Consider the following 21,378-nt stretch of genomic DNA (forward strand, 5'->3'; position numbering starts at 1 on the left):
AATTGCATGTTGGCTTTGGATCTACTGATTGTTTAAAAATTGTCCTTGATAAATATGGTTACACTGATGAACGATTTATCTTTGATTTGTATTTGCTAAAGATGAATTTCTATGGAAGGTAGCTCAAAAAATGAAAAACGAATGATATGAAGATGTTTTATAATGAGGGGAAACTAAGAAACAACTGTTACACACTGTTTTCATAAAAGTAGTAATACAGACCACCTGTCTACTCTTTTGTCCGCAATTTGTCCTCATAATTAATTTTCTGTACCGATCTTACTTTACTGAAATGATTTTCACTGTCTCGAAAACCTTATTAAACCAGACTTATTTAATCTAATCGAACTCAGTTTATCTAGATTATATAAGCGAGATAAATTCGACAAGGTGGGGGTCGCTGGTTAGAGACCAGTCGGGACCATCTATTCAAAAGCCTTTAACCTCAACGGTTTCAGGCTTTTTTCAATTTCATTTATAGCCTTTAAAATAAGTAAAAATTAGTGTTACGTGACCGATGTGTGACGAATTTAAAAACGTTTTTTTTGAAATTATAACAACACACAATTTCCTATTATATTATCTAGGTCTAAAAAGAAAAAACCATACCTAAGTAGGATGAGCAACCTACGCCAAGGTGAGGACAGATCTCTCCAACCTGCATTACACCCTTTAACTCTTCTACTAATTGAATCACTACTTTTGGCGCCACTTCCTTTCCAATTCCTCGTACTTTTTTAAGACTTCAATCTGCTGTTTCAAATACCGATTCTCGGCCTGTAGTTTGGCTGTTTCACTTTCATATTCCGGTCCTTTGCCGAAGGTATATTGTTTGCCAACTCGTTGGTAAACACGGTGGATTTCTCCATTTCGATACCATCTCATCCATGTTTTCAACTGCGTATAGTTTCGAATATTTAATTCTTCCATTACTTCTTTTACAGGTACCTTAGCCAATCGCATTTCAATAGCCTTCATTTTTACTTCTACTGGATAACTGACTCTTGTACCCATAGAAAAAACATCTCCGCATTGAATTTAGGTTTTGTATACCCGTTTTTCAACGAAAGGTGTTTTTATTTGTCTCGTTTGTTTAGGTCACTGCAAGTTTTTAATTAATAGTCTTCTTTTACTGTTACACCATTTTTTTTAATCGAGGGACGGCTACTGCTTTTTTCTACCGACTATGCATTCGAATAGATATCATCTGAAATTTTTTTAAAAAATTTTCATTGACAATATAAGTGAAGTGTTTTACCTTTGTGTTAACCAAAATAAAAAACAGGTTAACACATTAAAGGGGGCAGTTTATTTTGAAAAAGGGTGGTACTTATCAATATGTATTAGCAGCAATTGGCGCAGCAATTATTTCTATACTCGCGCAGGTGACGATTCCTCTTCCACTAGTACCAATTACTGGGCAAACTTTAGCAATCGGTTTAGTCGTTACCATTTTAGGAATGAGATTAGGTGTATTATCGGTAATAGTGTATATATTAATTGGCGCAGTAGGGATGCCAGTATTCAGTGGGTTTTCAGGAGGATTAGGGATTGTAGTTGGGCCAACAGGTGGCTATATTATTGGATTCTTGCCATCAGCGATACTTATGGGACTTTACTTGAGAAAATTTAGTGTCACAATTTCACATGCAATTGTGGCAAATTTAATTGGTATGGTTGTCACACTGTTATTCGGGACAGTTTGGTTAAAAATCATTGCTGACTTGACGTGGACAGCAGCATTTATGGGTGGCGTGGCACCGTTTATTTTAGTAGGTGTAATAAAAGCAGTACTAGCTGCATGGTTTGGTGTTGTAGTACGCCGCCGCCTAAAAACAGCTCATTTAGTCGAGGCAACCGTTTAATTAATTTGAGTTTCAGTGGAAACTTCATGGTTGTTGGAAATATTTGTGCGGAACGAGGGGTTGAATATAAAGAAGAAGCGGTCACCGTTGACAAACTTCAGGGGTTACAAATTCGACAAGGTGGGGGTCGCTGGTTCGAGACCAGTCGGGACCATCATTTTCTATAGCCTGTAAACGTTGATATAACAACGTTTAAGGGCTTTTTTCTTTCGGAACACTTCCTATACTAAACCTCGGATTTTACAAATGCTCACGGATTGCTCACGAGATTTTTTCCAGTGCTTTTTCAAAAACATCTGCTAAATCGTAATTTTCATCTGGTACGAGGTGAGCATATGTTTCTAAGGTAATTTTAGCATTCGCGTGTCCCAAACGTTTTGACACCTTCACAACATCAACTCCCTTAGAAATTAAAATAGATGCGTGGGTATGACGGAAATCATGGAATCGAATACGGGTTACGTTTGAAGTGGTAATCAGTCTTTTCAACGCATGTAACACATTTCGAGGATCTTGTTTTGACCCTGTTTCCGTGCGTAATACAACAGATAACCGGTGTTTCTATTCAAATAGTGAAGTGGTATATAGTGAAATTTCATGTAGGGGCAAAGTAATATCTCCAAAACGGCTATTTCACTCTACTATCATAAATTCAGTTTGTTGTGTTGATGATTTTCGCCAAAACAGAGAAATACTTTCTATAAAATTCCACAAATTTATTTTTTAAAGTCGCTGCTAAAATATTAGCTAAATCTCTAAGCATCCCTTTATTACATTGCCTTTTAGACAATTCGAGATGGATAACTACCCACTGAATGAAAGTTAAAAGGCTTAGAATTGCCTTCTACAACAAGGTTTGTGACAAAACAGTTTTAAAAATGGTGTTAATCTAGTTTGGGCATCTGTCGAGGGTGTTATAGGCCTTAAGACTCCCAATATACCCTTCCTATTATGTGAATCTATACCAATTCCAATAAGCAGAACTAATAGCGTCATCTGTACTTAATTACCCTTTTTCAGTTATTCCTTTCTCTCTTTTTCTGTTGTCTTGTTGTTGGTTGCCGTTCTCTCTCTCTCTCCTTTCCTTTGTCTTACCTTACCTATTTTTTTCTTCTTTCTCTACTCTCTTTACCCTCTCTACACGTCCACATGAGGCTAGTTCTATCCTTCACCCCTCCCCCTTTTTTATCCCTCTTCTTCTTTAGACCTCTCATATCTCATTGTAGACGCTGTGAGGGTGTTTATATAACCTATTCATTATTTCCCTAGACACCTCTTTTTAGTAGCGACTATTGAGGGTGACTTTTGAGTGGTGTGGTGGTGCATTGTTTCGTGAATATGAGTACTCTCTTGAATGTGTTGAATATTGATAGTTCCCTATATCTTCGTAATTTTGAAGAAAATAATCTTATGAAATTCTATTTATAAAAACTGTTTTCAGTTAAACTAAAGGTAAAAGATTGAGGAGTGTTAATAATGGGTGCTTGGGGAACAGGAATATTTGATGATGATACTACTTGTGATGTAAGGGGTGATTTTATTGATTACTTGGAAGAAGGTAAATCTGTAGAATTAGCAACTCAAATAATATTAGAGGAATATTTAGGTAAATATAATATTGATGATGATTTGGAAGTACTGTCTTTAGTATATATTGGTCTTTCAGCAATACAGTTAGATAAAAAGTGTCTTCAAGAACAAGTGCGTAAGAATGCTATTGAATTGATTAAACGTGGTGCAGACCTTGAACTTTGGGAAGAAGCCGGTGAAGATGATTATGAAGAACGAAAAAGAGTGTTGAGTGAGTTTAAACAGAAGTTACTTAATGTTAAATAATGAGTAGTTTAACTTCAAGAACATGACTGTCAATAGACGGTCTTTTTTTATGCCTTTGAGTGTCGTAACTACTATAATGTTCCAGATAATAATTATTGGAATCAAGCATCCATTCTCTTACCTCTTTAGACTTAGGACCATAATCCCTTCGAACTTCATTCCACCAAGTAACGGCATCCGTTTTATGTGCCATGGCCGCTTCATTTAAGGGACGCCATTTATTTTCACCGTCTTGTATCTTATTTTCTTGAGACATTCTCTCAATAACTTCTCTTCCAGTTTTTGATATCTTAATTTCAGTTTTAACAAAAGAAACCTTGAAAGGCATAAGCCAATCAAGGTCAGAAATAGTGAATAATAATCTTCAATTTCTTTCTTTACGAATTCCAATAACAAATAGCCAGAATCATTTGCTATTATCTCATACCTTTAAACAGTTAGTTGTTGGTATGGTTCTGTGTGCTACACTACACTGTCCATCCTCCAAAAATTGGCTGCGGATTATACATTTAACTAAGTGCTGAAGAGAAAGCAGATTCAAGCATAGTGTCAAAATTGCAAAAATTTTCCATAAGCTCACCTGAAGGCTTATCTAGTTCAACAAAACTTTTTTTAGAAATATTATAACAATACCAAGCTATATCTGAATCTCCAAAAAAAATCAGTTCATCTTCGTCTTTAATTGACTCCCATGTCTCATTCGCATCAAAAAAACTATCCACATGATTTATTGGCTTCGAATCCAAAAAAAATTGGTCAATTCCATAAATTATAAGTCCATTAAATTCAATCCCATTAACTGTTTGTAGATATTCATAGTATTGCTGTGGCAGTACATCTTCACCAAATTTTTCTACTACAGATTTACGAAATCTTGATAACTCGTTTTCATTGGTAGGTAAATTGAGTTTTCGATTTCGTTTCTCTCTTATTTTGGAAATCTGACTAACTTGCTCTCTCCACATATAATCACCTTCTAAAATTATTTATTCCTTATTAGGAGGATAAATGTTTCCTTCTGGAATAGGAAAATCAACTATTTTACTGTCCCCAGGTTTCATACCCTTTGTTAATGAATTTTGCTCATTTGTAATAACCTTGTGATAGGGATCGTTTTTTATTAGAACTAAGTTTTCCACATCATTGGTACCACTTTGATCCAAAGGGATTTTATGATGGACGTGCCAACCGTCAGGAACTAGTCCGTATTCATTCATATCTTCAATATCATTATCTGAAATTCCAGCCTTTTTTAGTTCTTTTATTTTTTCAGGATTATTAGCCATAGATTTCAACATATCTTTCCTGAACTTAGTAAAATCCTTTCGCAAATGAGCTGTGTCATTTGGATTTCTTTTATTAAACGTAACCTTTTCTATTTTAACATTAGGAAGTATGACTTCCTCACCTTTTAATTTACCGACGAAATTAGGACGACTATCCGTAGTGACGACATTATCCGTACCCTTACCACCAACATCCACATTCTTTATTTCAGTCTTAACATCGGCATCTCCACTTTTGATGCTCGTAGGGATATCCGTTTTGGCAGGTGGCAAAATAAGGGCTTTTGGCGTATTCAATTGGGAATGAGTGTTATATAAGGTATCTAGTTGATATTGAGTTCTGCCAAGTGGACACATAATAAATGGTTTTCGATGCCATCAGGGCAATTAATCGTATAACATAAGGTGTCTTTAAAAGCACCAATTCTTTATTCACTAACATGTATCACCTACTATCACAATATCTTATAAGGAGTTGTGAAACCTATAACCCTCGCTCTTCCTCTTCTTCCTCAAGAAATACTTTAAAATAATCAGCATAGGTATCCCATTCATCTGGTTTTGAGGTAAAAGAGTTTTTTTCTAATTCAGAAATTTCCACTGCATCAAACCAAATAACTGAGGGAGTACTTTTTGTATCCATGACTATAAGACTTTCTGATGGCTCAGCTAGAACGACAAATCTGGTTGGCAAATTTACAGTCTCTCTCAATCTAATTGTTTCATCGATGATATTTAAGCTACTATCCACCCTGGTAAAAGAATAATTACTTATACTACCCAAATATCCGCCACTAAAAAATGTTGATATTTCGCAAAAAGATTCTGGCAATTCTATTTCTAATTTTTTTCTATTTCTATTAACTCTGCATTGTTAATTCCATCTTCAGGAAAAAGAGTTTCGTAACTTTTTTTCATTTCTAAAATTTTTTTATCCATACTACAATCCCTCTCTACAATTTATTTATTTTCTACTCTAAATTTCCAATATTCTCTTGTATCTGCATTGAATTTTTTTCGATCTATAGGAAAACTAGGATTAGGTTTACTTTTACCAAATTGGCTGTGTAAAATATCTCGACCATATTTTCCAACTCCATGATATCTTGTACTTGCTTCAGCTAAAGGACCTCTTGAATCTTGTCCAATATGATGTAGAGTTGCAAATCCTCCATCAGGTAATTGCGGCGCTAACCCACTACCAAATGCTTCAGCATTTGTTTTACCAATAAATCTCTTATCTCCAGAAGTTCTTACATGATTCCAGTCTATATCATTTCTCCTAAAAACTTCATACGGATATTTAATATTTTCCGCTACGTTTTCTTCTATAGTCTTTAGTTTCTTTCCTTCCAACGTTTGGAAAGTCGCTTCGGTAATCATCGTACCGATTAGTTGCTCCTGTTCTTTTACCCATAAGTCATTCGGATTTAAGTATACTTTTGGGAACAGCTCTGTTCTAATGAAACTTCTAAACCTGCTTATCATTCTTTTGGTAATTGCACCAATGAACTATTCGTCACTGGATAGTCCCCAACAAAAAAAGAAACCCTGAAAGGCATATAGCCAATCAAGGTCGACTTTTTTCTTTATACAAATGATTAGCTATTCAATATCATCATATGCGTCACCTAGGGAGATAAAATCACTTCTTAGCCAATACCAATATTGCCCTTTATTTTTTATAAGTGCGTCAAGTAAATCAGTAAACGAAGTAGCTATAATCTGGGATTCCCCTACAAGCCCATGACGGTCATAAAAACTATCGTAGCATCTACCTAGTCTATCTTCATTGAGGTCAATCGTTAAGTATTCATCCGTTCCATCATTACCAATAATATACCAGTTAGATGAAATATCTTCTTCACATAATTCTCCTACTATTATTGGATTTGCCAGTACAAAATTATCAGGAGACACAAGAAAAATTGGATACTCTTCATTTTCAAATAGAACTAATCCCCCACAAAGACTATAAAACTCTTTTAAATCATTAGATAAAATATTTTTTTCTTCGTCAATAATGGGTAATCCAGAAGGCTCAAAGATACGACAATGTGGTAACGTGTTTATGTGCGTGAGCAACTGCTTTATCTTTTCCATTAGCTTCACTCCCGAATTATATTTATTAATGGAACTATAATATTCTTGTCTGGCTGATTTGGGAACATTTGCAGCATCAAACATTCTTTCTGTTAGTTCTTGTATCTCCCTTGGAGAGACGATTGCCAATAAATAGCTTTTGTAGCAGCATATTGTTCTTTTAAAAGTGCTACTGTTGGGGTATTCCCACCCCTACTTACATAGTTTGGAACATTATATTTAGCCCTTACATCCATAACACCATGATGATTTTTGAATTACTAGGTCGATATGGCACTACATCATTTGGTTTAACAGTTGTATCTATACCTCTATCTCCATTAGTACCATTATCCACTGCTTCGCTCGCATCCTGAGCTTCCTCTATTGCCTTACTTCCTTTTACAGCAAGTTTACCACCCGTACTTGCCCACCCAGCAAATTCAAAAAATTTGCGTTAAAATATCTCACATTTTCATTTTGAACTAATAACTCCCTCCTGTACTCCGCTAACACCTACGAATTAATAAACAAAAAATAGACCATGATTCTTTTACTACAAGGAAAGAAATTAGAATTTAAAAACCTTGAAAGGCATTTTTCCAATCAAGGTTTTTTTCGCTTTAAAGCACTCATTAAAATTCTCAAATATTTCTATTTCTCCTCCGCAACTCTAATTATTTGTAAATTTTCGTTAGTTTAACTTAATTCATTTATATTTTTTTAGAAGCATTATTTAGAAGTGCATTTAATTTATCACCCAAATTTAATTTAACGTTATCGAGATTGTTTTTAGTTACTTTTATACTTTTAAAGTCTTGTATAAAACCTTCAAAAGAGTCAGAAACCAAGAAAACATTCTCTCCTTCCATTTCGTGAAACCAAATATATATTTTATTTTTTTTATCATCTGACTTTCCTATGCAAATTAAATCTTTGCCTGGTAAATCTGCAATTGGAAATAAATCAGTTGGTAATATACTTTTATAATAGTTTGCTTTGTTATCAATTTTATTCTCGTCATTATATAATCCGTAAATAGAGTCTATCTCGAATTGAGTTTGCTTAATTTTTTTCGGCAAATCTAATGAAGGAATAAAACGATAATCTTCTTTAATATAATCATTACCATAATGTTGCAAATAAAATTCATAATCTTGAGGTAACTTTAACTTATAATTTTCTTCAAGTGTTTTTATGTCATCTTCACCCCAAATTTTATCTATCTCTTTTATATCAAAGTCAATTACTTCCTCTAGCTTCTTTTTTAATTGTTCCATTTAATATCCTCCTCTTAAATCAGATGCAGAACCAATATGCGGAACATTCCCATGTTGTATTTTTTCATATACTATTGAAAAGTCATCATTCGAACCAGTTAACTTTCCTTTTTCAAATACAATATTACCCTCTGACCAAGGTGTGAAGTTAGGTCTACTCTTTGCAAATTCCACCCCTTCACCATTCGTTATACTTATAACTTCTGGCTTATCAGAATACCATTTTCCATTACCTGGTTCACCTTCCCAATGACCATTATTTCTTGGTAACCTTGTTCTAGGATTATCCGTACCCTTAGCACCAACATCCACATTCTTTATTTCAGTCTTAACATCAGCATCTCCACTTTTGATGCTCGTAGGGATATCCGTTTTGGCAGGTGGCAAAATAAGGGCATTTGGCGTATTCAATTGGGAATGAGTTTTATATAAGGTATCATCTAATTGATATTGAGTTTACCCAGTGGACTGTTGACGACATCTTGATAAATTGGCGAATAGATGGACTCCACCTTCTCCGTACTCAAAACATCTCTTGATGAATATAAATCGCTTCCTTTATTTACGAATTTTCCACCCGTACTTACCCAGCCAGCAACGGGAATCATCGCGGAAAAAGAAAGGCTTGCATTTAATGCATCCCCTCTTGCCGTATAGATAACTCCATTTACGCCATCCGCTATTTCACCAAAAACAGGTATAAAGCCTGCTATATCTAATCCAAACTGTAAAGAATCTAGTAATTTGTTTTCTTACGGTTTGTCTACAGTAACGGACTCTTCTTTATATTCAACCTTGGAAACAACTTTGTAGAAACAGTTTGATCTACTACATACTCTTTAATGAGTAAACCATTATCATACGCATGATATTTTATATTTTCCGCTACGTTTTCTTCAATAGTCTTAACTTTCTTTCCATGCATCGCTAGAAAAGTCGCTGCAGCTTTGTTTTAAATAAAATGCCTTGAGAGGCATTAAGCCAATCAAGGTTAAGTAAACTACTCAACATTTACTGAAACAAATGCAGTTTCATCACTTGGAAAGTCATCTGGGAACGCATTGCATACTAATTCTTTAGTTATTATTCGATATAAAAACTCTACCATTGTAAGTAAATAAGTATAATTCTCCGGTGCCCTCGACTCGTACACCACAATTTTCCACTCGTCAGGCCCTCCCTCGGTTAACCAGTATAATTCATCACCGTTATCTGTGTATCCCCATGGAAGTAATCCACCGTTTGAAGGGTAAACATCATGTTTATAATACTGTGGAAAACTTTTCTTAGATTGAATATAAGCATTCGTCATTTCCTTCTGTTTCACAAGATAATTTACATTATCATCATTTACAAATGGAGTTAATATCCACAAAAAATTGTCAACGCCACCAGTACCATAAGTTTCGATAAATTTCACATAATCTGAAGGCAATTCCGAACCAAGTGTATCAAAAAAAATTCGCCATTGTTCTTTATCTTCAGTTTTTTGTGGAAATTCTGGTGGAGGAAGAATTTTAATTAATTTATCCAAATATATACACTCCTATTTTTTATTTAATATTGTTACATCTAAAGAAAAGCCAAATTAGAATTGATAGATATCTTATATCTTCACCTCTATCAACAGCTAATCGAACAGAAGTCTCAAAATCTCTCATAACTGGAGAGTTTACAGGTAACTGGTAAAGAGTGACTAAATTTCTTGCATCTTTCCCTGAACCACCCAATTGGTTACTCAATAAATTTCCCCGCGCATGACCCAGACTCCCTGGTCCACCACCTAAGAATCCATGTGGCAAAATTGATTGACTAGCCTTACTACCAGTCCCAATCACATCCTGTGTAATTGAAGCTATTACTCCAGTTGGTCGTCCTAAGTTATCTAATTGACCAAAAATAACATTTCCAGGCGAACATTGAGTTAGCTGAGATATTCCGAGATTATCCGTACCCTTAGACTGTCAATGTCAAAACTTCTTCCCTAGATGCAGAAGTGATTACCTAATTGATAAATTCTGTTGTAGAACTAAATAAAGCATAAACCTTCCACACGGAAAGTTTATGCTTCAAGTCACAAGAATATATGCTTTTAGTGCATATTCTTTCGCTTTATTAACGTCTCCTAATTCATAGCCAGTGTTAACATTTAATAAATTATTTATCACTTAAAATTTCACTAATACTAATTTCTTTCTCATTTACTAAATCATAAAATCCAATATGAACTCCTTCTTCATATAGCCAACATATATCTGTTCCATATGGAGCATCAAAAATTTCTAACATAACTGGGGCAATTTTTATTATTGAAGTCGCCCCCATTATTTTAAAGTTATCAGGATTATTAACATAATCATCATTATCTTCGATGGAATAAATTGTCCATCCATTCAATTTTGGAATATCTGACTTTTCTCGGAACGTATACCTTATCGGTTTCCCTTCGATTACGTTATTTGAAACAACAAATCCACCATAATCCAAATTAATTTTTTCCATGTTCATACTCCTTAATAATATCTACTAAATCATTTCTCCAAGAATATTCTTTACAATAATCTAAACAAGATTTATTAAATACATCCTCTAATTTATAATTTGAGCCATGATCCAAAAGTAATTTATATAATGTTTTATTATCGTTAGTTGGTAATTTATTTATTGTAATTGCATATTTAAAAGGAATTGCATTATATCTGTCTACGGCATTTATATTTAAGCCATTATTAATAAAGATTTTAGTAACCTCTAAACTATAATCAGGAGTAGGACGAAGGACATTGAAATAAAACATATGCAAAGCATTTCTATTATTTTTTTTCGTAGAATAATTTAAATCTATTCCTTCTTCTATTAAAAAATTAATAATTTTAATTTTTTCATTTGGATTTTTATCATTTGCCAATGCTATACATAGTAAATTAATATCTAATTCCTCATCAACTTGGTTAATGTTACCATCGTAAAACCTCTTTAAGTCATCAAGTGTTCCATCTCTAGCAGCATCAAAAATATTTAATATTTTCATTTCTCTACCCCCTTTTATTTATTCAAATTCATGACTTCGATTTGTAGAAGGCGTCTCTAATCTATAGTTATCAGGATTATATTGAAATTCTTTTAAATCGTCTAAATCAATTTCTCTATTTTTATATTTTTCAAACATTTTTGAATAAGAATTACCTTCAGTATGCCCAAAATCCACTATACCTTTTCTTGGTTTACCTGGTATCCAATCGATTACAGCATCAGTATTAGGATCACGTAAAACTTCATCAGGATCTACTTGCATATTATATACTTCGGTTTCAAATTCTAGTTTCTTCTTACCAGATAACTGGGGTCGACCATTCGGTTTACCATTTTTAATATATGAGCCATTTATAAGTGGATCTTTTACAATATTACCCGTATCCTTAGCTCCATCATTAATATTATCCACCGCTTTGCTCGCATCCTGAACATCCTCTATTGCCTTACTTCCTTTTACAGCAAGTTTCCCACCCGTACTCGCCCAACCAACTACGGGAATCATCGCGGAAAAAGAAAGTCCCGCATTTAACATATCTCCTCTTGCCGTATAGATCAGACCATTTGCCCCATCTGCCAATTCACCAACACCAGGTATAAGTCCTACTATATCTAATCCAAACTGTAAAGAATCTAGGAATTTGTTTTCTTTCGGTTTGTCTACGGTGACCGCTTCTTCTTTATATTCAACCTTGGAAACAACTTCATAGAAAACAGTTTCGTTTACTACATACTCTTTAATGAGTAAACCATTGTCATACGCATGATATTTAATATTTTCCGCTACGTTTTCTTCAATAGTCTTCAGTTTCTTTCCTTCCAACGTTTGGAAAGTCGCTGCGGTAATCATCGTACCGATCAACTGTTCCTGTTCTTTTACCCATAAGTCATTTGGATTTAAGTATACCTTCGGAAACAATTCTGTTCTAATGTCACTTCTAAACGTAAGGACATCCCACTGACTCGGTAAAAAGTTTATATCCTTCACCCCAGCTTGGAACAGTCCTTCCATATCCGTCAACCACTTGTCCATCGTCTGTAAACCTTGTTCAATCGGATTCAGTGCGTACGTCTGGGTAGCATCAAATTCATAAAGTTGCATTAAGGTATCATCACGTTTTCTTTTAGAACTAATGACTCCCTCCTGCACTCCGCTATCGTCTAAATGGGGCAGGGCTACAATATCACTCACTTGATCCATGATACTGTTTGCCTCATCCGTCAAGCTAGCGGTGAGTTCGCCAATAAGCGTAAGTCCCTGTTCTAGCTCTCCGTCAAGGAAAGTTTCGAGTATGTAACCGGAGGAATCAGGTTCCAGTGAATGAAGTGCTGCCTCCATCTGGTTAAGCACTTGTTTAAACTGTTCAGAAAACAACTGAAAAAATGAAGAAACGGTAAATGACATTCCTGGTAAAAAGAACGGATGGCATTACCTCCTGCTCCCTTTAATTGATCCTCCATCTGAACTAGCCCCTCCACCGCCTGGTGGATTGATTTCATTTCACTGCTTAGCCTGTCTAACATAGTTAGGTTTCGCTGTAGCCCATCTTGAAATATATCTACATCCAATATTTTCATAGGCTTTGCCTCATCGAGCATATAGAAATAGCCACTTCACAATATTCTTTATTATACAATAATACCCCACAGGTGAACATGCTTCTCCCCCTCTAGCAAACTATTAATAGTTATAATATTCCATTTATACGGGAGAAGGTAAAGGGAGAAGTGATAATATCCAAAAAAATAAACCAAACGTATTAATAAACTAAAAATAGACCGTGACTCTTTCACTACCAAGGAAAGAAAATGGTAGTTAAATAGATAGTAATGAACATGGATTTTGATTTTATCTTCAATGTGAGAACTTGCTTTATGAAAGTAAATGAAAGCTAGAGTCTAACGAATGTTGCTAATACACTCATCCACTGGTAGTTTTTATCGCTACTTGCCAATAACAATTAGCCTTTCATTTTCATCGATTTTAAACCCTGGTGAATTAGAGTATGTATACATACCTCCTGGATAATGAAGGAAAACTGTGGACGTAAGTATCAAAAAAATGCGCGCACAGTGGAATATGTGCGTGCACCTGGACTATTTCCTACAATTTCAGTAATAGCTAATCCTTCATGAGTTAATTTCAGAATTGCTCTTCTTAGGTATACCTCTATGATTTTCCAAATTGAATCCCCACTTAAGCTAAAACTACTAATTCTTCCACAGATTTAGAAGAATACTCTGTTTTATACTATTTAGAGTTTCTTCTCCATCATGATGTCTTCCTAAATAAGCATAAGCTTTCTATCCACTTTAATATTATCCATGAGTCCATCTCCCTTCAACATCTACCCTTCAACGATTACAAGATATTTTTTGATTTCTCCTTCAGATTCAACAATTAAAATATCTCCTCTTTCTTTGGCAGAAAAAATCTTTGCACCAACAGGAAGTTTATTCGACATCTCATCTTTAAAATTTGTATTTGCATCATTTTTTGTTTTTATTTCACCGATTTGAACACCTTTTGTTAAAGACAATTCTTCAACCCAATCAATATTAGTTTTGTAGATAACTCCATCATATTGAAAAATATCAGCATTAGAATCCAATTTTAAAATCTCTTCGGCATCAATACTATCAATTGTTACAGTGGTTACTTCCCCATCATTCGAACATCCACTAATCATTAAAAATGGTAATGCAATCAGTACATAAAATAATTTTTGAACCAATGTAACACCCCCTGTAAATATAGTCGGTAATAATCTATCTTAAGTTTCATCTTCAGTATCATTTGAATAACGGTGTAATGCAACTTCCTCTAGGTCACTCGGTTATCTCCCTCATACGATTAAAGTAACTGATAGTTGGACGAATGCAACGCCCTCATTTTATTCAAAGTGAAACATATCTTCTATTTCTTCGCTTGCTTTGGGTAAATCCATTCCTTTTTTCCAAATCAAAATATTATCTTCTGGAGTTCCGTAATACAACGCCTTTATCTCCGCACCCTCACGATTCATTTCTTGACCTTCGATATTAAAAATATCATACCCCTTCACCATAGAATATGGCGGCTGTGCCTTGCTCTTAATTATTGGTCGTAAAGGAGTTAAGTAAAAGTTCCCTTTTTCATCCATATCATATTTTATTCTATATATACTATAACCATCTGTTATATCATTTTCATAAACGATACTTCCGTTTTCCAACTTACTTACGTTCTTTATCTCTACCACTTCGATTGGAACGTTTGTTATGTGCCAATGAAACAAACCGTAATATCCTAATGTGATAAACGATAACAATAATGCACTAATTATTCCCCCTTTAATAAATGATTTGGTTTTTGAATGGTTCCAGAAAGATGAAATACCTTTAATAGCATTGCCATCATTTTTATTTCTCTCCATTTCTTCTTTTGGTAATATAAAATCAGCTTTTATTCTATATAGTTCCTCTTTGCAACTCTCACATTCAACAAGGTGTTCTTCTACTATTCTTTTGCTATCATCACTACACACATTGTCATAATATAATGGAAGCAAATCTTGAACTATTTCACATGATACTTTACTCATTTCCTATTCCTCCTTTAGCAAATCTTGAATTTTACGTTTGGCTCGGTGAAATGTGACTCTCGCCCAACTTTCGGTTCTCTCAAAGAGTTCACTTATTTGTTTGAAGGAAAGTTCACCATATACTCTTAACGTAAAAACTTCTTTATAAGGCTCTTCTAAGTGACGTAATACCTTGTGAATACGGAAATTTTCTTCCTTATTTAGTATGATTTCTTCAACACTACTTACACTTACTTCAGGTATATTGTCTGTATCAAAACGCTTTTGTTTATTGAGATAGGTAAAGTATGTATTTTTAGCTATTTGACAAAGCCATACATTAAGTTTGCACTTCCCGTTAAATTTTTCAATATTTTTTAATGCCTTAAAAAATGTTTCTTGTGTAATTTCTTCAGCTATCTTTTCGTTGCGACTTAACAACAGTACAAACGAGTAGACATCCTTAAAATATTGATTGTAAATCCTCTCAAATTCAGGCACATTTCTACCTCCTTTCATAAATAAGACTAAGTTATGAGGAATTCGTTACAAAAAATAATAAAAAATTGGCAGACGTGTAAGTCTGCCATTAAGTCATGTTTTATTTATTCATAGAAGTCCTTTTATCTGTTAAGGTTTCTGAAATAAGCACCCCTTAGCTTTCTTTTGGCATTATTAACTATCATAAATAACATCAATAAAATCATCATTCATAATTGGTTTTCTAACTTCACTTTAATTGGTTTAATACATTTTGCATCTAATCATTCCCTATACGATTTAACGCTTTATTTGTATGATCGTTTACAATATTTTCAGAAAGACAAGCACTTTAATAGAATTATGTTAATAAAATAAACCACCTTCCATTAATCTGGTTGGTGGTTTTGAGCTTCTGCAGCCTCAACTCTGTTTATATTTTTACTTCCAAGTGATAATAATTCGTTCCTATTCATTCGTGACATTTCATCTAATGCACCAAGTATTAATTCTGGAGGATGCTCATCCATTAATTGGTTAAATAGTTCCTCGGTTCTATCCAATACTTTCACAACCTTAATCTATTATGGTTACATCTACTATTTCATCTAATTTTAATTGTAGCAAAGAAAATGGGTCTTCTAGTTCAATAACTCTTCTTCGTAAATCCACACTTTCTACAATTCCTCTATTGTAAAAGAATGCTCCATCTCTCCACAATTTAACTTTAGTATCCGCTTTGCTTTTAATGGCCATATCTAAAGTATGTTGAATTGCATCATAATCCCATTCATCTAATTCAGGGATAGGTTCTCTTTTGATCTCTTTACCGTATTCTCTAAGTAAAGAAACGTGTTCGGGAAGCATCATAGCTACCCATTTTTTATTCCCTCTATCTTGTAACTTGGATAAATCAAAAACTGGTTCGTAAAATTCATCGTTCATATAACTTCACGCTCCTTCTGTGTGAAGGGAACAAATGCTAGTACATTATTTACTTTAAAAGTCCTTTTAGTATTTCGTAAAAAACAAAAAGCTTTAAATGTATTACTTTCCACACTTAATACCTTTACTCTTCGCTTGCTAATTTCACCGTTATTATTCATATAAATCATTTCAGATATTTGATCAAGCTGCACCGACTTCAAAATATTTATACGCACATTCGTTCTCTCCCTCTTGTTTTTTAGTATACGAACAATAGTTCTATTTTACAACTAGTAATTTTTGGTGAAATAAAAAAGCGACCATCTCAATGAATGAGAAGGCGCTTTTAAAGAAGGAAGTACAAAAAGAAAAGTTCTCTTAACTAACACTTTTTATGAAAGAATACATATACAGCGAGCGTACTGTATTCATGTCTAAAAAGTGCTATTGGCTAAGCTAAATTTCTCTCTTAATCTTCCTTTTTAGTAACTCATAAAACTAGCTCCCACAATAACAAGTAAGATAAACAATACTACAATCAATACGAAGCTAGATCCGTTATTAGTATTATTGCCGTAGCAGTCTCCTCCATTATAACCAGACATCTTATCCTCCTCCTTTCTAATTAATATTTATAGATTATGCAAAGATTGTTGAGCGACTAAGGTAATCCACCTTGTCATTAAGAATTATATTTGTTTCTTTCTTTGGTTCCTTTAAACAAAACATCTTAACAAAAAAACCCGCTCAAATTAATAAGCAGGGTTAAATAAAACTGTACTATTACTTTCTTTCATAGTGTATGTTCCTTTAGGTGTTGCTTTCTATCCAATCACAAATGTGTGTTCCTAGGTCTCTAATACTCTTTCCTATACGATAAATGCAAAGTATAAAATGAATAATAAACAAAGAACATACATAATTGGATGAATTTCTTTATAACGCTTTTGTGCTACTAAACAAATTGGATAAAGAATAAAACCTAATCCAATACCGATTGCAACACTAGAAGTTAGAGGCATCATAATAATTGTTAAAAATGATGGAATGACAATTTCTAACTTTGTCCAATCAATCTTACGGATTTCCATTGCCATTAAGGCACCTACAATAATTAATGCAGCTGATGTAACTTCCACCGAAATAACGTTAACAAGTGGGGAGAAGAATAAAGCAACGACAAAACAAGCCGCTATAACGACAGAAGTAAAGCCAGTTTTTCCTCCGACAGCAATACCAGCAGAAGATTCAACGCTTGTAGCAGGAGTTGAGGTACCTAAAATAGCACCAATTACACCAGCAGCAGAATCAGCAAGTAATCCTTTACCAATATTCGGAATCTTATTACCTTTCATCATTCCTGCTTGGCTCGTTAATCCAATTAATGCACCAGCTGTATCAAAGAAGGCAACGATTAAGAAGGTGAAAATAACTGTCAGTGTTTGTACATTAAAGATTTCATCTAAATGGCCAAACACAACACCAAATGTTGGTTCTAGGCTTGGGATACTTCCAATAATCGATGAAGGAACTTCGATTAAACCGAAAATCATACCAATACCCGTTGTAATAACCATTGCGTAGAAAATACCGCCATTAATCCCACGTACTAACATAATGATTGTAATAATAAGACCAATAATAGCTAATAAGGTCATTGGTGAAGTTAAATCACCAATCGAAACAAATGTATCCGCATTGCCGATAATGATTCCACCATTTTTTAAACCGATAAATGTGATAAAAAATCCAATACCAGAAGCGATAGCGTATTTTAAATCGATTGGAATGATATTAATAATTTTCTCGCGAATTTTCATTAAACTTAATAGCATAAAAATGATTCCGGCAACAAAAACGCCCGTTAAAGTAACTTGCCAGTCAATACCCATTCCAATACATACTGAAAAAGTAAAGAATGAATTTAATCCCATACTAGGTGCAATGGCGATTGGGAAGTTCGCAAGTAAGCCCATCAGAAGTGTACCGATGATTGCAGTAAGTGCAGTTGCAGTAAATACAGCACCATGATCCATACCAGATTGGCTTAGGATAATTGGATTCACGACTAAAATATAGGCAATAGATAAGAAAGTTGTGATACCGGCAAGTGTTTCCGTTTTATAGGAAGTACCCCGTTCTGCAAATTTAAAAAAGTTTTTCATGTTGTAATCTCCTATTTGCAAGATTGAAGGTAATGATGCTAGGTTCGTATTACAACCTATTCATTTTACTTTCTCTGGATAGCAAAAAAACTTTGACCACTATTTGGACAAAGTTTCTCTACAAAATGGGATAAAAAAATATCATTAATTTCCCATTCCTTGTAGTCAGCTATTTATTGGTAGCTGGTAGAAACTCTCAAGCCATATTCTTGAATTTATACAAGGTATATATTTTCTTTTTAAAAACAATAGGAGAATCATAACAAGTTTAATTTGAATCGTCAATATTATATTTTTCCATTAAAAGATGTAAAAATATTTAAAAAAGAGCAAAAAGTTAAGAAGATACATATTTACAAAAAAACAAAAAATTCAGCTATATTACTGCACTCAACTTCTTAGTACTAATAGTACGTGGTTAGTAATAATTATTTGTAGTATTGTTGAGGTACAAAAAAAGCCACTTGTAATTAAGTGACCTCATCAAGAACAAATACATATTTTTCAATACTTTCATCTGCTTTGATAATAATTCCAAATACAGTAGCTACACCCTTTGAAACCTTAACATCAGTAAGTTCAATCATACTCTCAAAAATGTTTGGGTTCATTCTTATTTCCTTTACCTGCTTACCCTGCGAATTGAGATAATCAATATCTTCGTGGATTTTATTTAATAATACTTCCAATTCCTTTCCTCCTTAGACAACTTCTACTTGATATCATGCCCAAATTGACACTAATAATTTCAAAGCACAATAAAAAAGCCGGCATTCAGAATTGAGTGCGACTTTAAATACTTCTATTTATCATTATTTACATGTCTTAGTTCACTTACCCACTACAGTCAAAACGAATGAATTAGCATTGAATTCTCTCATTAACAGAATTAAATCTCCCTCACTACAGCTACAGTAGACAAGAATATACCTTTATTACTAGTTTATCGACACACAACCTCCCCCTTATAAAATAAGTAAATAATGGACAAATAAAATAAGCACCTACTAAATTAGTAAGAGTAAAACTTTATTATGAATATGCCCCATACAACTACTATTAGTAACGCTCCTACATTAAAACCAATTAAAGAAATAATTATGTTAGTTATCTAGTTATTAATAATCATATGCTTTTCTTTATACAAATTAATTATGTCCAATATAACTTTATTCTGAAAATTAAGCTTACTAAATTAATTTAGAAAAAATAAAAAAGCCTCACTTCTTCAACAGTGAGGCTCCAATCTATATGCATTAAGATTGTATGAGAAGTTACAAAGGGAGATCTCTGCTTTCTCATTAACTATACTAACATAGTTTAATGAATCAGAAAAATGCTATACATCCTATAATACTTTTACCTATTTTTATTACAATATTAGTTTATTCTTAAATTCCTCAATTTGACGGGCTAGTGGAAGTAAAGTATTCCACACATAATACTAATTTACTTTTCTAAAAGATTCTTTCCATCGTACAGCCCTAACTGAAATGCTTCCTGCCTTACTCTTTCATGAACTTCATTTAATATAGGTTCATTTGCAACTCTATCCACCTCTCTCTTTATTTAACCAAATGATCAAACTAGACCATTGATAAGTCCCTTTGCTAATCCATCAATAAATCTCCCTTGTTTTAATTAGAATTGCATCAAAAGTACTAATTATAAAACCACTTTCGGATAATATGAAAGGCATTTTTGTATTTCTTCACACTTGATAATTAGCTTGTTTCTTCCAAAGGTTTAAAAATGTCTTTTTTGTAATAATTTCTGCACTTATTTATACCGTTCAGAAAACAGCTGGAAAACTAGAACCGGACTTTTCAGGCGGCCCATGATATGACAGGGGCTGTGAACAGAAAAGAAATTCGTTCATATACTAGTTTGAGCAATTGTAGACGTTTTTAATTGATCATTTTTTTTCTGAAAGGAATGAATGTTATTGAATGAAAGTAATGCTGAACAAATGGAGTTAAATCGTCTTCATCTTGGATGCGGGCATACAATTCTTGAGGATTGGATCAATCTGGATTTTGTTGCACTAAAAGGTGTGGATGTTATTGCAAATTTGGATGCCTGTGCGGAAGTTCCACTTCCGTTCGAAGATAACAGTATTGAGGAGTTTTATGGGAGTCATTTAATTGAACATATTCAACATACATTACCGATGATGCAGGAACTTCATCGGATTGCAAAACCGGGTGCGAAGGCCAATTTTCGACTTCCATACGGAGCAAGTGATGATGCTTTTGAAGACCCAACTCATGTAAAGGAGTACTTTTTAAGTAACAGTTAACCAAATATAAAAAAACAGTGTTTTCTGTCCCAGTAGACACTTTAAGAACAGTTCGTAAAAGTGAACTTTTACGAACTGTTCTTAAATTTTTTGAATATAAAAAAACACCTATATTATAGGCGTTTAAAAATGACTAGAATAATTACTCCACTACATCTCTTACTTATAAAACATTTATTTGGTACCCCTTATCATTTCTTTCTATTTCGACTACGTCCCCTTTACTCAAAGGAACCTTAATCAATTTATACGGGATAAGTAAACGATTTAGATCTTTGTTTTTATTATTAGAAAACACACCAAAGAAATCGTCAATTTGTTCAACAATATATTTTTCCATAGTAATCTATCCTCCTTAAAAATTATCATACCTTCTATGTAAGTTAAATGAATAAATAAGTTAAAGCCTCACTTCTTCAACAGTGAGGCCCCAATCTATTTTCATTATGATTGTAAGAGAGTTTCGAAGGGAGATTCTCAACTTCTCATATTTATAGTTTACATGATAATCTTAGGATTTAATTTGGTAATTATATTATGAATTTGGTAATTATATGCACAT

At 33.6% G+C, this 21,378-nt stretch carries 27 protein-coding genes, 4 pseudogenes and 1 riboswitch; of the genes and pseudogenes, 3 read left to right on the plus strand and 28 right to left on the minus strand.

The window, feature by feature from the left end; translation table 11 throughout:
* Nucleotides 1-613: 613 nt before the first annotated feature.
* Nucleotides 614-1,014: pseudogene (locus tag BM260_RS03175) on the minus strand (IS3 family transposase); the annotation flags it as partial.
* 299 nt (nucleotides 1,015-1,313) lie between these two features.
* Between BM260_RS03175 and BM260_RS03180 the strand changes: the two are divergent.
* The gene (locus BM260_RS03180) at nucleotides 1,314-1,865 is read left to right on the plus strand and encodes a biotin transporter BioY (RefSeq protein WP_093534921.1); all 552 of its coding nucleotides are present in this window, start codon (nucleotides 1,314-1,316) and stop codon (nucleotides 1,863-1,865) included.
* 261 nt (nucleotides 1,866-2,126) lie between these two features.
* On the opposite strand, the pseudogene BM260_RS03185 reads toward BM260_RS03180, so the two are convergent.
* Nucleotides 2,127-2,381, minus strand: a pseudogene (locus BM260_RS03185) (tyrosine-type recombinase/integrase); the annotation flags it as partial.
* Between the two features lie 960 nt (nucleotides 2,382-3,341).
* Between BM260_RS03185 and BM260_RS03190 the strand changes: the two are divergent.
* Nucleotides 3,342-3,701 carry a DUF4259 domain-containing protein gene (locus BM260_RS03190; protein ID WP_093534925.1) on the plus strand — a complete coding sequence of 120 codons (360 nt, stop codon included), beginning with the start codon at nucleotides 3,342-3,344 and terminating at the stop codon, nucleotides 3,699-3,701.
* Here the strand turns inward: BM260_RS03190 and BM260_RS03195 are convergent.
* The 25 genes and pseudogenes from BM260_RS03195 to BM260_RS03305 form a co-directional block, all read right to left on the minus strand.
* Entirely contained in the window at nucleotides 3,694-4,029 is a 336-nt protein-coding gene (locus tag BM260_RS03195; RefSeq protein ID WP_093534927.1) for a GH-E family nuclease, read from the minus strand. The two genes, BM260_RS03190 and BM260_RS03195, sit on opposite strands and share 8 nt — an antisense overlap.
* 181 nt (nucleotides 4,030-4,210) lie before the next feature.
* On the minus strand, nucleotides 4,211-4,666 hold the full coding sequence (locus BM260_RS03200) for a YrhA family protein (protein WP_093534929.1): 456 nt from the start codon (nucleotides 4,664-4,666) through the stop codon (nucleotides 4,211-4,213).
* A 21-nt stretch (nucleotides 4,667-4,687) separates the two neighbouring features.
* Nucleotides 4,688-5,284, minus strand: coding sequence for an HNH endonuclease (locus tag BM260_RS03205; protein ID WP_245762623.1), 597 nt, complete (start codon nucleotides 5,282-5,284; stop codon nucleotides 4,688-4,690).
* A gap of 187 nt (nucleotides 5,285-5,471) precedes the next feature.
* The gene (locus tag BM260_RS03210; protein ID WP_217646092.1) at nucleotides 5,472-5,699 is read right to left on the minus strand and encodes a hypothetical protein; all 228 of its coding nucleotides are present in this window, start codon (nucleotides 5,697-5,699) and stop codon (nucleotides 5,472-5,474) included.
* A 248-nt stretch (nucleotides 5,700-5,947) separates the two neighbouring features.
* Entirely contained in the window at nucleotides 5,948-6,475 is a 528-nt protein-coding gene (locus tag BM260_RS03215; RefSeq protein WP_093534933.1) for an HNH/ENDO VII family nuclease, read from the minus strand.
* Between the two features lie 117 nt (nucleotides 6,476-6,592).
* The gene (locus tag BM260_RS03220) at nucleotides 6,593-7,090 is read right to left on the minus strand and encodes an SMI1/KNR4 family protein (RefSeq protein ID WP_093535707.1); all 498 of its coding nucleotides are present in this window, start codon (nucleotides 7,088-7,090) and stop codon (nucleotides 6,593-6,595) included.
* Nucleotides 7,091-7,105: 15 nt separating this feature from the next.
* Nucleotides 7,106-7,403, minus strand: a pseudogene (locus BM260_RS18865) (sugar-binding protein); the annotation flags it as partial.
* Between the two features lie 379 nt (nucleotides 7,404-7,782).
* Nucleotides 7,783-8,349 carry an SMI1/KNR4 family protein gene (locus BM260_RS03230; RefSeq protein WP_093534935.1) on the minus strand — a complete coding sequence of 189 codons (567 nt, stop codon included), beginning with the start codon at nucleotides 8,347-8,349 and terminating at the stop codon, nucleotides 7,783-7,785.
* Entirely contained in the window at nucleotides 8,350-8,760 is a 411-nt protein-coding gene (locus BM260_RS03235; protein WP_093534937.1) for a hypothetical protein, read from the minus strand.
* A gap of 352 nt (nucleotides 8,761-9,112) precedes the next feature.
* Nucleotides 9,113-9,274: a hypothetical protein gene (locus BM260_RS18350; RefSeq protein WP_175496177.1), complete on the minus strand. Its 162-nt coding sequence runs from the start codon at nucleotides 9,272-9,274 to the stop codon at nucleotides 9,113-9,115.
* 75 nt (nucleotides 9,275-9,349) lie between these two features.
* Nucleotides 9,350-9,883 carry an SMI1/KNR4 family protein gene (locus tag BM260_RS03240; RefSeq protein ID WP_093534939.1) on the minus strand — a complete coding sequence of 178 codons (534 nt, stop codon included), beginning with the start codon at nucleotides 9,881-9,883 and terminating at the stop codon, nucleotides 9,350-9,352.
* A 19-nt stretch (nucleotides 9,884-9,902) separates the two neighbouring features.
* On the minus strand, nucleotides 9,903-10,187 hold the full coding sequence (locus BM260_RS03245; RefSeq protein ID WP_245762624.1) for a DNA/RNA non-specific endonuclease: 285 nt from the start codon (nucleotides 10,185-10,187) through the stop codon (nucleotides 9,903-9,905).
* A 319-nt stretch (nucleotides 10,188-10,506) separates the two neighbouring features.
* The gene (locus tag BM260_RS03250; RefSeq protein WP_093534943.1) at nucleotides 10,507-10,851 is read right to left on the minus strand and encodes a DUF2185 domain-containing protein; all 345 of its coding nucleotides are present in this window, start codon (nucleotides 10,849-10,851) and stop codon (nucleotides 10,507-10,509) included.
* The gene (locus tag BM260_RS03255) at nucleotides 10,838-11,380 is read right to left on the minus strand and encodes an ankyrin repeat domain-containing protein (RefSeq protein ID WP_093534945.1); all 543 of its coding nucleotides are present in this window, start codon (nucleotides 11,378-11,380) and stop codon (nucleotides 10,838-10,840) included. The genes BM260_RS03250 and BM260_RS03255 overlap by 14 nt, the downstream gene beginning before the upstream one ends.
* 18 nt (nucleotides 11,381-11,398) lie before the next feature.
* Entirely contained in the window at nucleotides 11,399-12,415 is a 1,017-nt protein-coding gene (locus BM260_RS03260; RefSeq protein ID WP_407691700.1) for a GH-E family nuclease, read from the minus strand.
* 6 nt (nucleotides 12,416-12,421) lie between these two features.
* A pseudogene (locus tag BM260_RS18915) lies at nucleotides 12,422-12,981 on the minus strand (ribonuclease YeeF family protein); the annotation flags it as partial.
* Nucleotides 12,982-13,730: 749 nt separating this feature from the next.
* Nucleotides 13,731-14,117, minus strand: coding sequence for a hypothetical protein (locus BM260_RS03270; protein WP_245762625.1), 387 nt, complete (start codon nucleotides 14,115-14,117; stop codon nucleotides 13,731-13,733).
* Nucleotides 14,118-14,276: 159 nt separating this feature from the next.
* Complete coding sequence (locus BM260_RS03275) at nucleotides 14,277-14,966, minus strand: zf-HC2 domain-containing protein (protein WP_093534951.1); 690 nt, start codon at nucleotides 14,964-14,966, stop codon at nucleotides 14,277-14,279.
* Nucleotides 14,967-14,969: 3 nt separating this feature from the next.
* Nucleotides 14,970-15,446 (minus strand): RNA polymerase sigma factor, encoded by a 477-nt coding sequence (locus BM260_RS03280; RefSeq protein WP_093534953.1) that lies wholly within the window; start codon nucleotides 15,444-15,446, stop codon nucleotides 14,970-14,972.
* Between the two features lie 368 nt (nucleotides 15,447-15,814).
* Nucleotides 15,815-15,988: a hypothetical protein gene (locus BM260_RS18355; protein WP_175496178.1), complete on the minus strand. Its 174-nt coding sequence runs from the start codon at nucleotides 15,986-15,988 to the stop codon at nucleotides 15,815-15,817.
* A 13-nt stretch (nucleotides 15,989-16,001) separates the two neighbouring features.
* Nucleotides 16,002-16,370: a YolD-like family protein gene (locus tag BM260_RS03285; protein WP_093534955.1), complete on the minus strand. Its 369-nt coding sequence runs from the start codon at nucleotides 16,368-16,370 to the stop codon at nucleotides 16,002-16,004.
* Nucleotides 16,367-16,588, minus strand: coding sequence for a transcriptional regulator (locus BM260_RS03290; RefSeq protein WP_093534958.1), 222 nt, complete (start codon nucleotides 16,586-16,588; stop codon nucleotides 16,367-16,369). The genes BM260_RS03285 and BM260_RS03290 overlap by 4 nt, the downstream gene beginning before the upstream one ends.
* Nucleotides 16,589-16,834: 246 nt before the next feature.
* Nucleotides 16,835-16,957: a YjcZ family sporulation protein gene (locus tag BM260_RS03295; RefSeq protein ID WP_093534960.1), complete on the minus strand. Its 123-nt coding sequence runs from the start codon at nucleotides 16,955-16,957 to the stop codon at nucleotides 16,835-16,837.
* 264 nt (nucleotides 16,958-17,221) lie between these two features.
* Nucleotides 17,222-18,517, minus strand: coding sequence for an NCS2 family permease (locus tag BM260_RS03300; RefSeq protein WP_093534962.1), 1,296 nt, complete (start codon nucleotides 18,515-18,517; stop codon nucleotides 17,222-17,224).
* A gap of 142 nt (nucleotides 18,518-18,659) precedes the next feature.
* Nucleotides 18,660-18,760: riboswitch (purine riboswitch) on the minus strand.
* 227 nt (nucleotides 18,761-18,987) lie between these two features.
* A complete protein-coding gene (locus tag BM260_RS03305; RefSeq protein ID WP_093534964.1) occupies nucleotides 18,988-19,206 on the minus strand; it encodes a lactate dehydrogenase in 219 nt (72 codons plus the stop codon).
* A gap of 1,256 nt (nucleotides 19,207-20,462) precedes the next feature.
* On the opposite strand from BM260_RS03305, the gene BM260_RS03310 reads away from it, so the two are divergent.
* Nucleotides 20,463-20,816 (plus strand): class I SAM-dependent methyltransferase, encoded by a 354-nt coding sequence (locus tag BM260_RS03310; RefSeq protein ID WP_245762626.1) that lies wholly within the window; start codon nucleotides 20,463-20,465, stop codon nucleotides 20,814-20,816.
* A 163-nt stretch (nucleotides 20,817-20,979) separates the two neighbouring features.
* Here the strand turns inward: BM260_RS03310 and BM260_RS18360 are convergent, their stop codons facing one another.
* Nucleotides 20,980-21,156, minus strand: a complete 177-nt coding sequence (locus BM260_RS18360) for a hypothetical protein (RefSeq protein ID WP_175496179.1) — start codon at nucleotides 21,154-21,156, stop codon at nucleotides 20,980-20,982.
* Nucleotides 21,157-21,378 lie beyond the last annotated feature (222 nt).

Origin of the sequence: Psychrobacillus psychrotolerans, assembly GCF_900115805.1 — a bacterium.
Taxonomy (GTDB): domain Bacteria; phylum Bacillota; class Bacilli; order Bacillales_A; family Planococcaceae; genus Psychrobacillus; species Psychrobacillus psychrotolerans.

Coding starts and splice junctions, on each gene's coding strand:
- BM260_RS03285 (WP_093534955.1), bottom strand. CDS start 16,370: ATGAACGATGAATTTTACGAACCAGTTTTTGATTTATCCAAGTTACAA.
- BM260_RS03230 (WP_093534935.1), bottom strand. CDS start 8,349: ATGGAACAATTAAAAAAGAAGCTAGAGGAAGTAATTGACTTTGATATA.
- BM260_RS03190 (WP_093534925.1), top strand. CDS start 3,342: ATGGGTGCTTGGGGAACAGGAATATTTGATGATGATACTACTTGTGAT.
- BM260_RS18360 (WP_175496179.1), bottom strand. CDS start 21,156: ATGGAAAAATATATTGTTGAACAAATTGACGATTTCTTTGGTGTGTTT.
- BM260_RS03255 (WP_093534945.1), bottom strand. CDS start 11,380: ATGAAAATATTAAATATTTTTGATGCTGCTAGAGATGGAACACTTGAT.
- BM260_RS03215 (WP_093534933.1), bottom strand. CDS start 6,475: ATGATAAGCAGGTTTAGAAGTTTCATTAGAACAGAGCTGTTCCCAAAA.
- BM260_RS03275 (WP_093534951.1), bottom strand. CDS start 14,966: ATGAGTAAAGTATCATGTGAAATAGTTCAAGATTTGCTTCCATTATAT.
- BM260_RS03200 (WP_093534929.1), bottom strand. CDS start 4,666: ATGTGGAGAGAGCAAGTTAGTCAGATTTCCAAAATAAGAGAGAAACGA.
- BM260_RS03300 (WP_093534962.1), bottom strand. CDS start 18,517: ATGAAAAACTTTTTTAAATTTGCAGAACGGGGTACTTCCTATAAAACG.
- BM260_RS03260 (WP_407691700.1), bottom strand. CDS start 12,415: ATGGACAAGTGGTTGACGGATATGGAAGGACTGTTCCAAGCTGGGGTG.
- BM260_RS03295 (WP_093534960.1), bottom strand. CDS start 16,957: ATGTCTGGTTATAATGGAGGAGACTGCTACGGCAATAATACTAATAAC.
- BM260_RS03220 (WP_093535707.1), bottom strand. CDS start 7,090: ATGGAAAAGATAAAGCAGTTGCTCACGCACATAAACACGTTACCACAT.
- BM260_RS03195 (WP_093534927.1), bottom strand. CDS start 4,029: ATGCCTTTCAAGGTTTCTTTTGTTAAAACTGAAATTAAGATATCAAAA.
- BM260_RS18350 (WP_175496177.1), bottom strand. CDS start 9,274: ATGCATGGAAAGAAAGTTAAGACTATTGAAGAAAACGTAGCGGAAAAT.
- BM260_RS03250 (WP_093534943.1), bottom strand. CDS start 10,851: ATGGAAAAAATTAATTTGGATTATGGTGGATTTGTTGTTTCAAATAAC.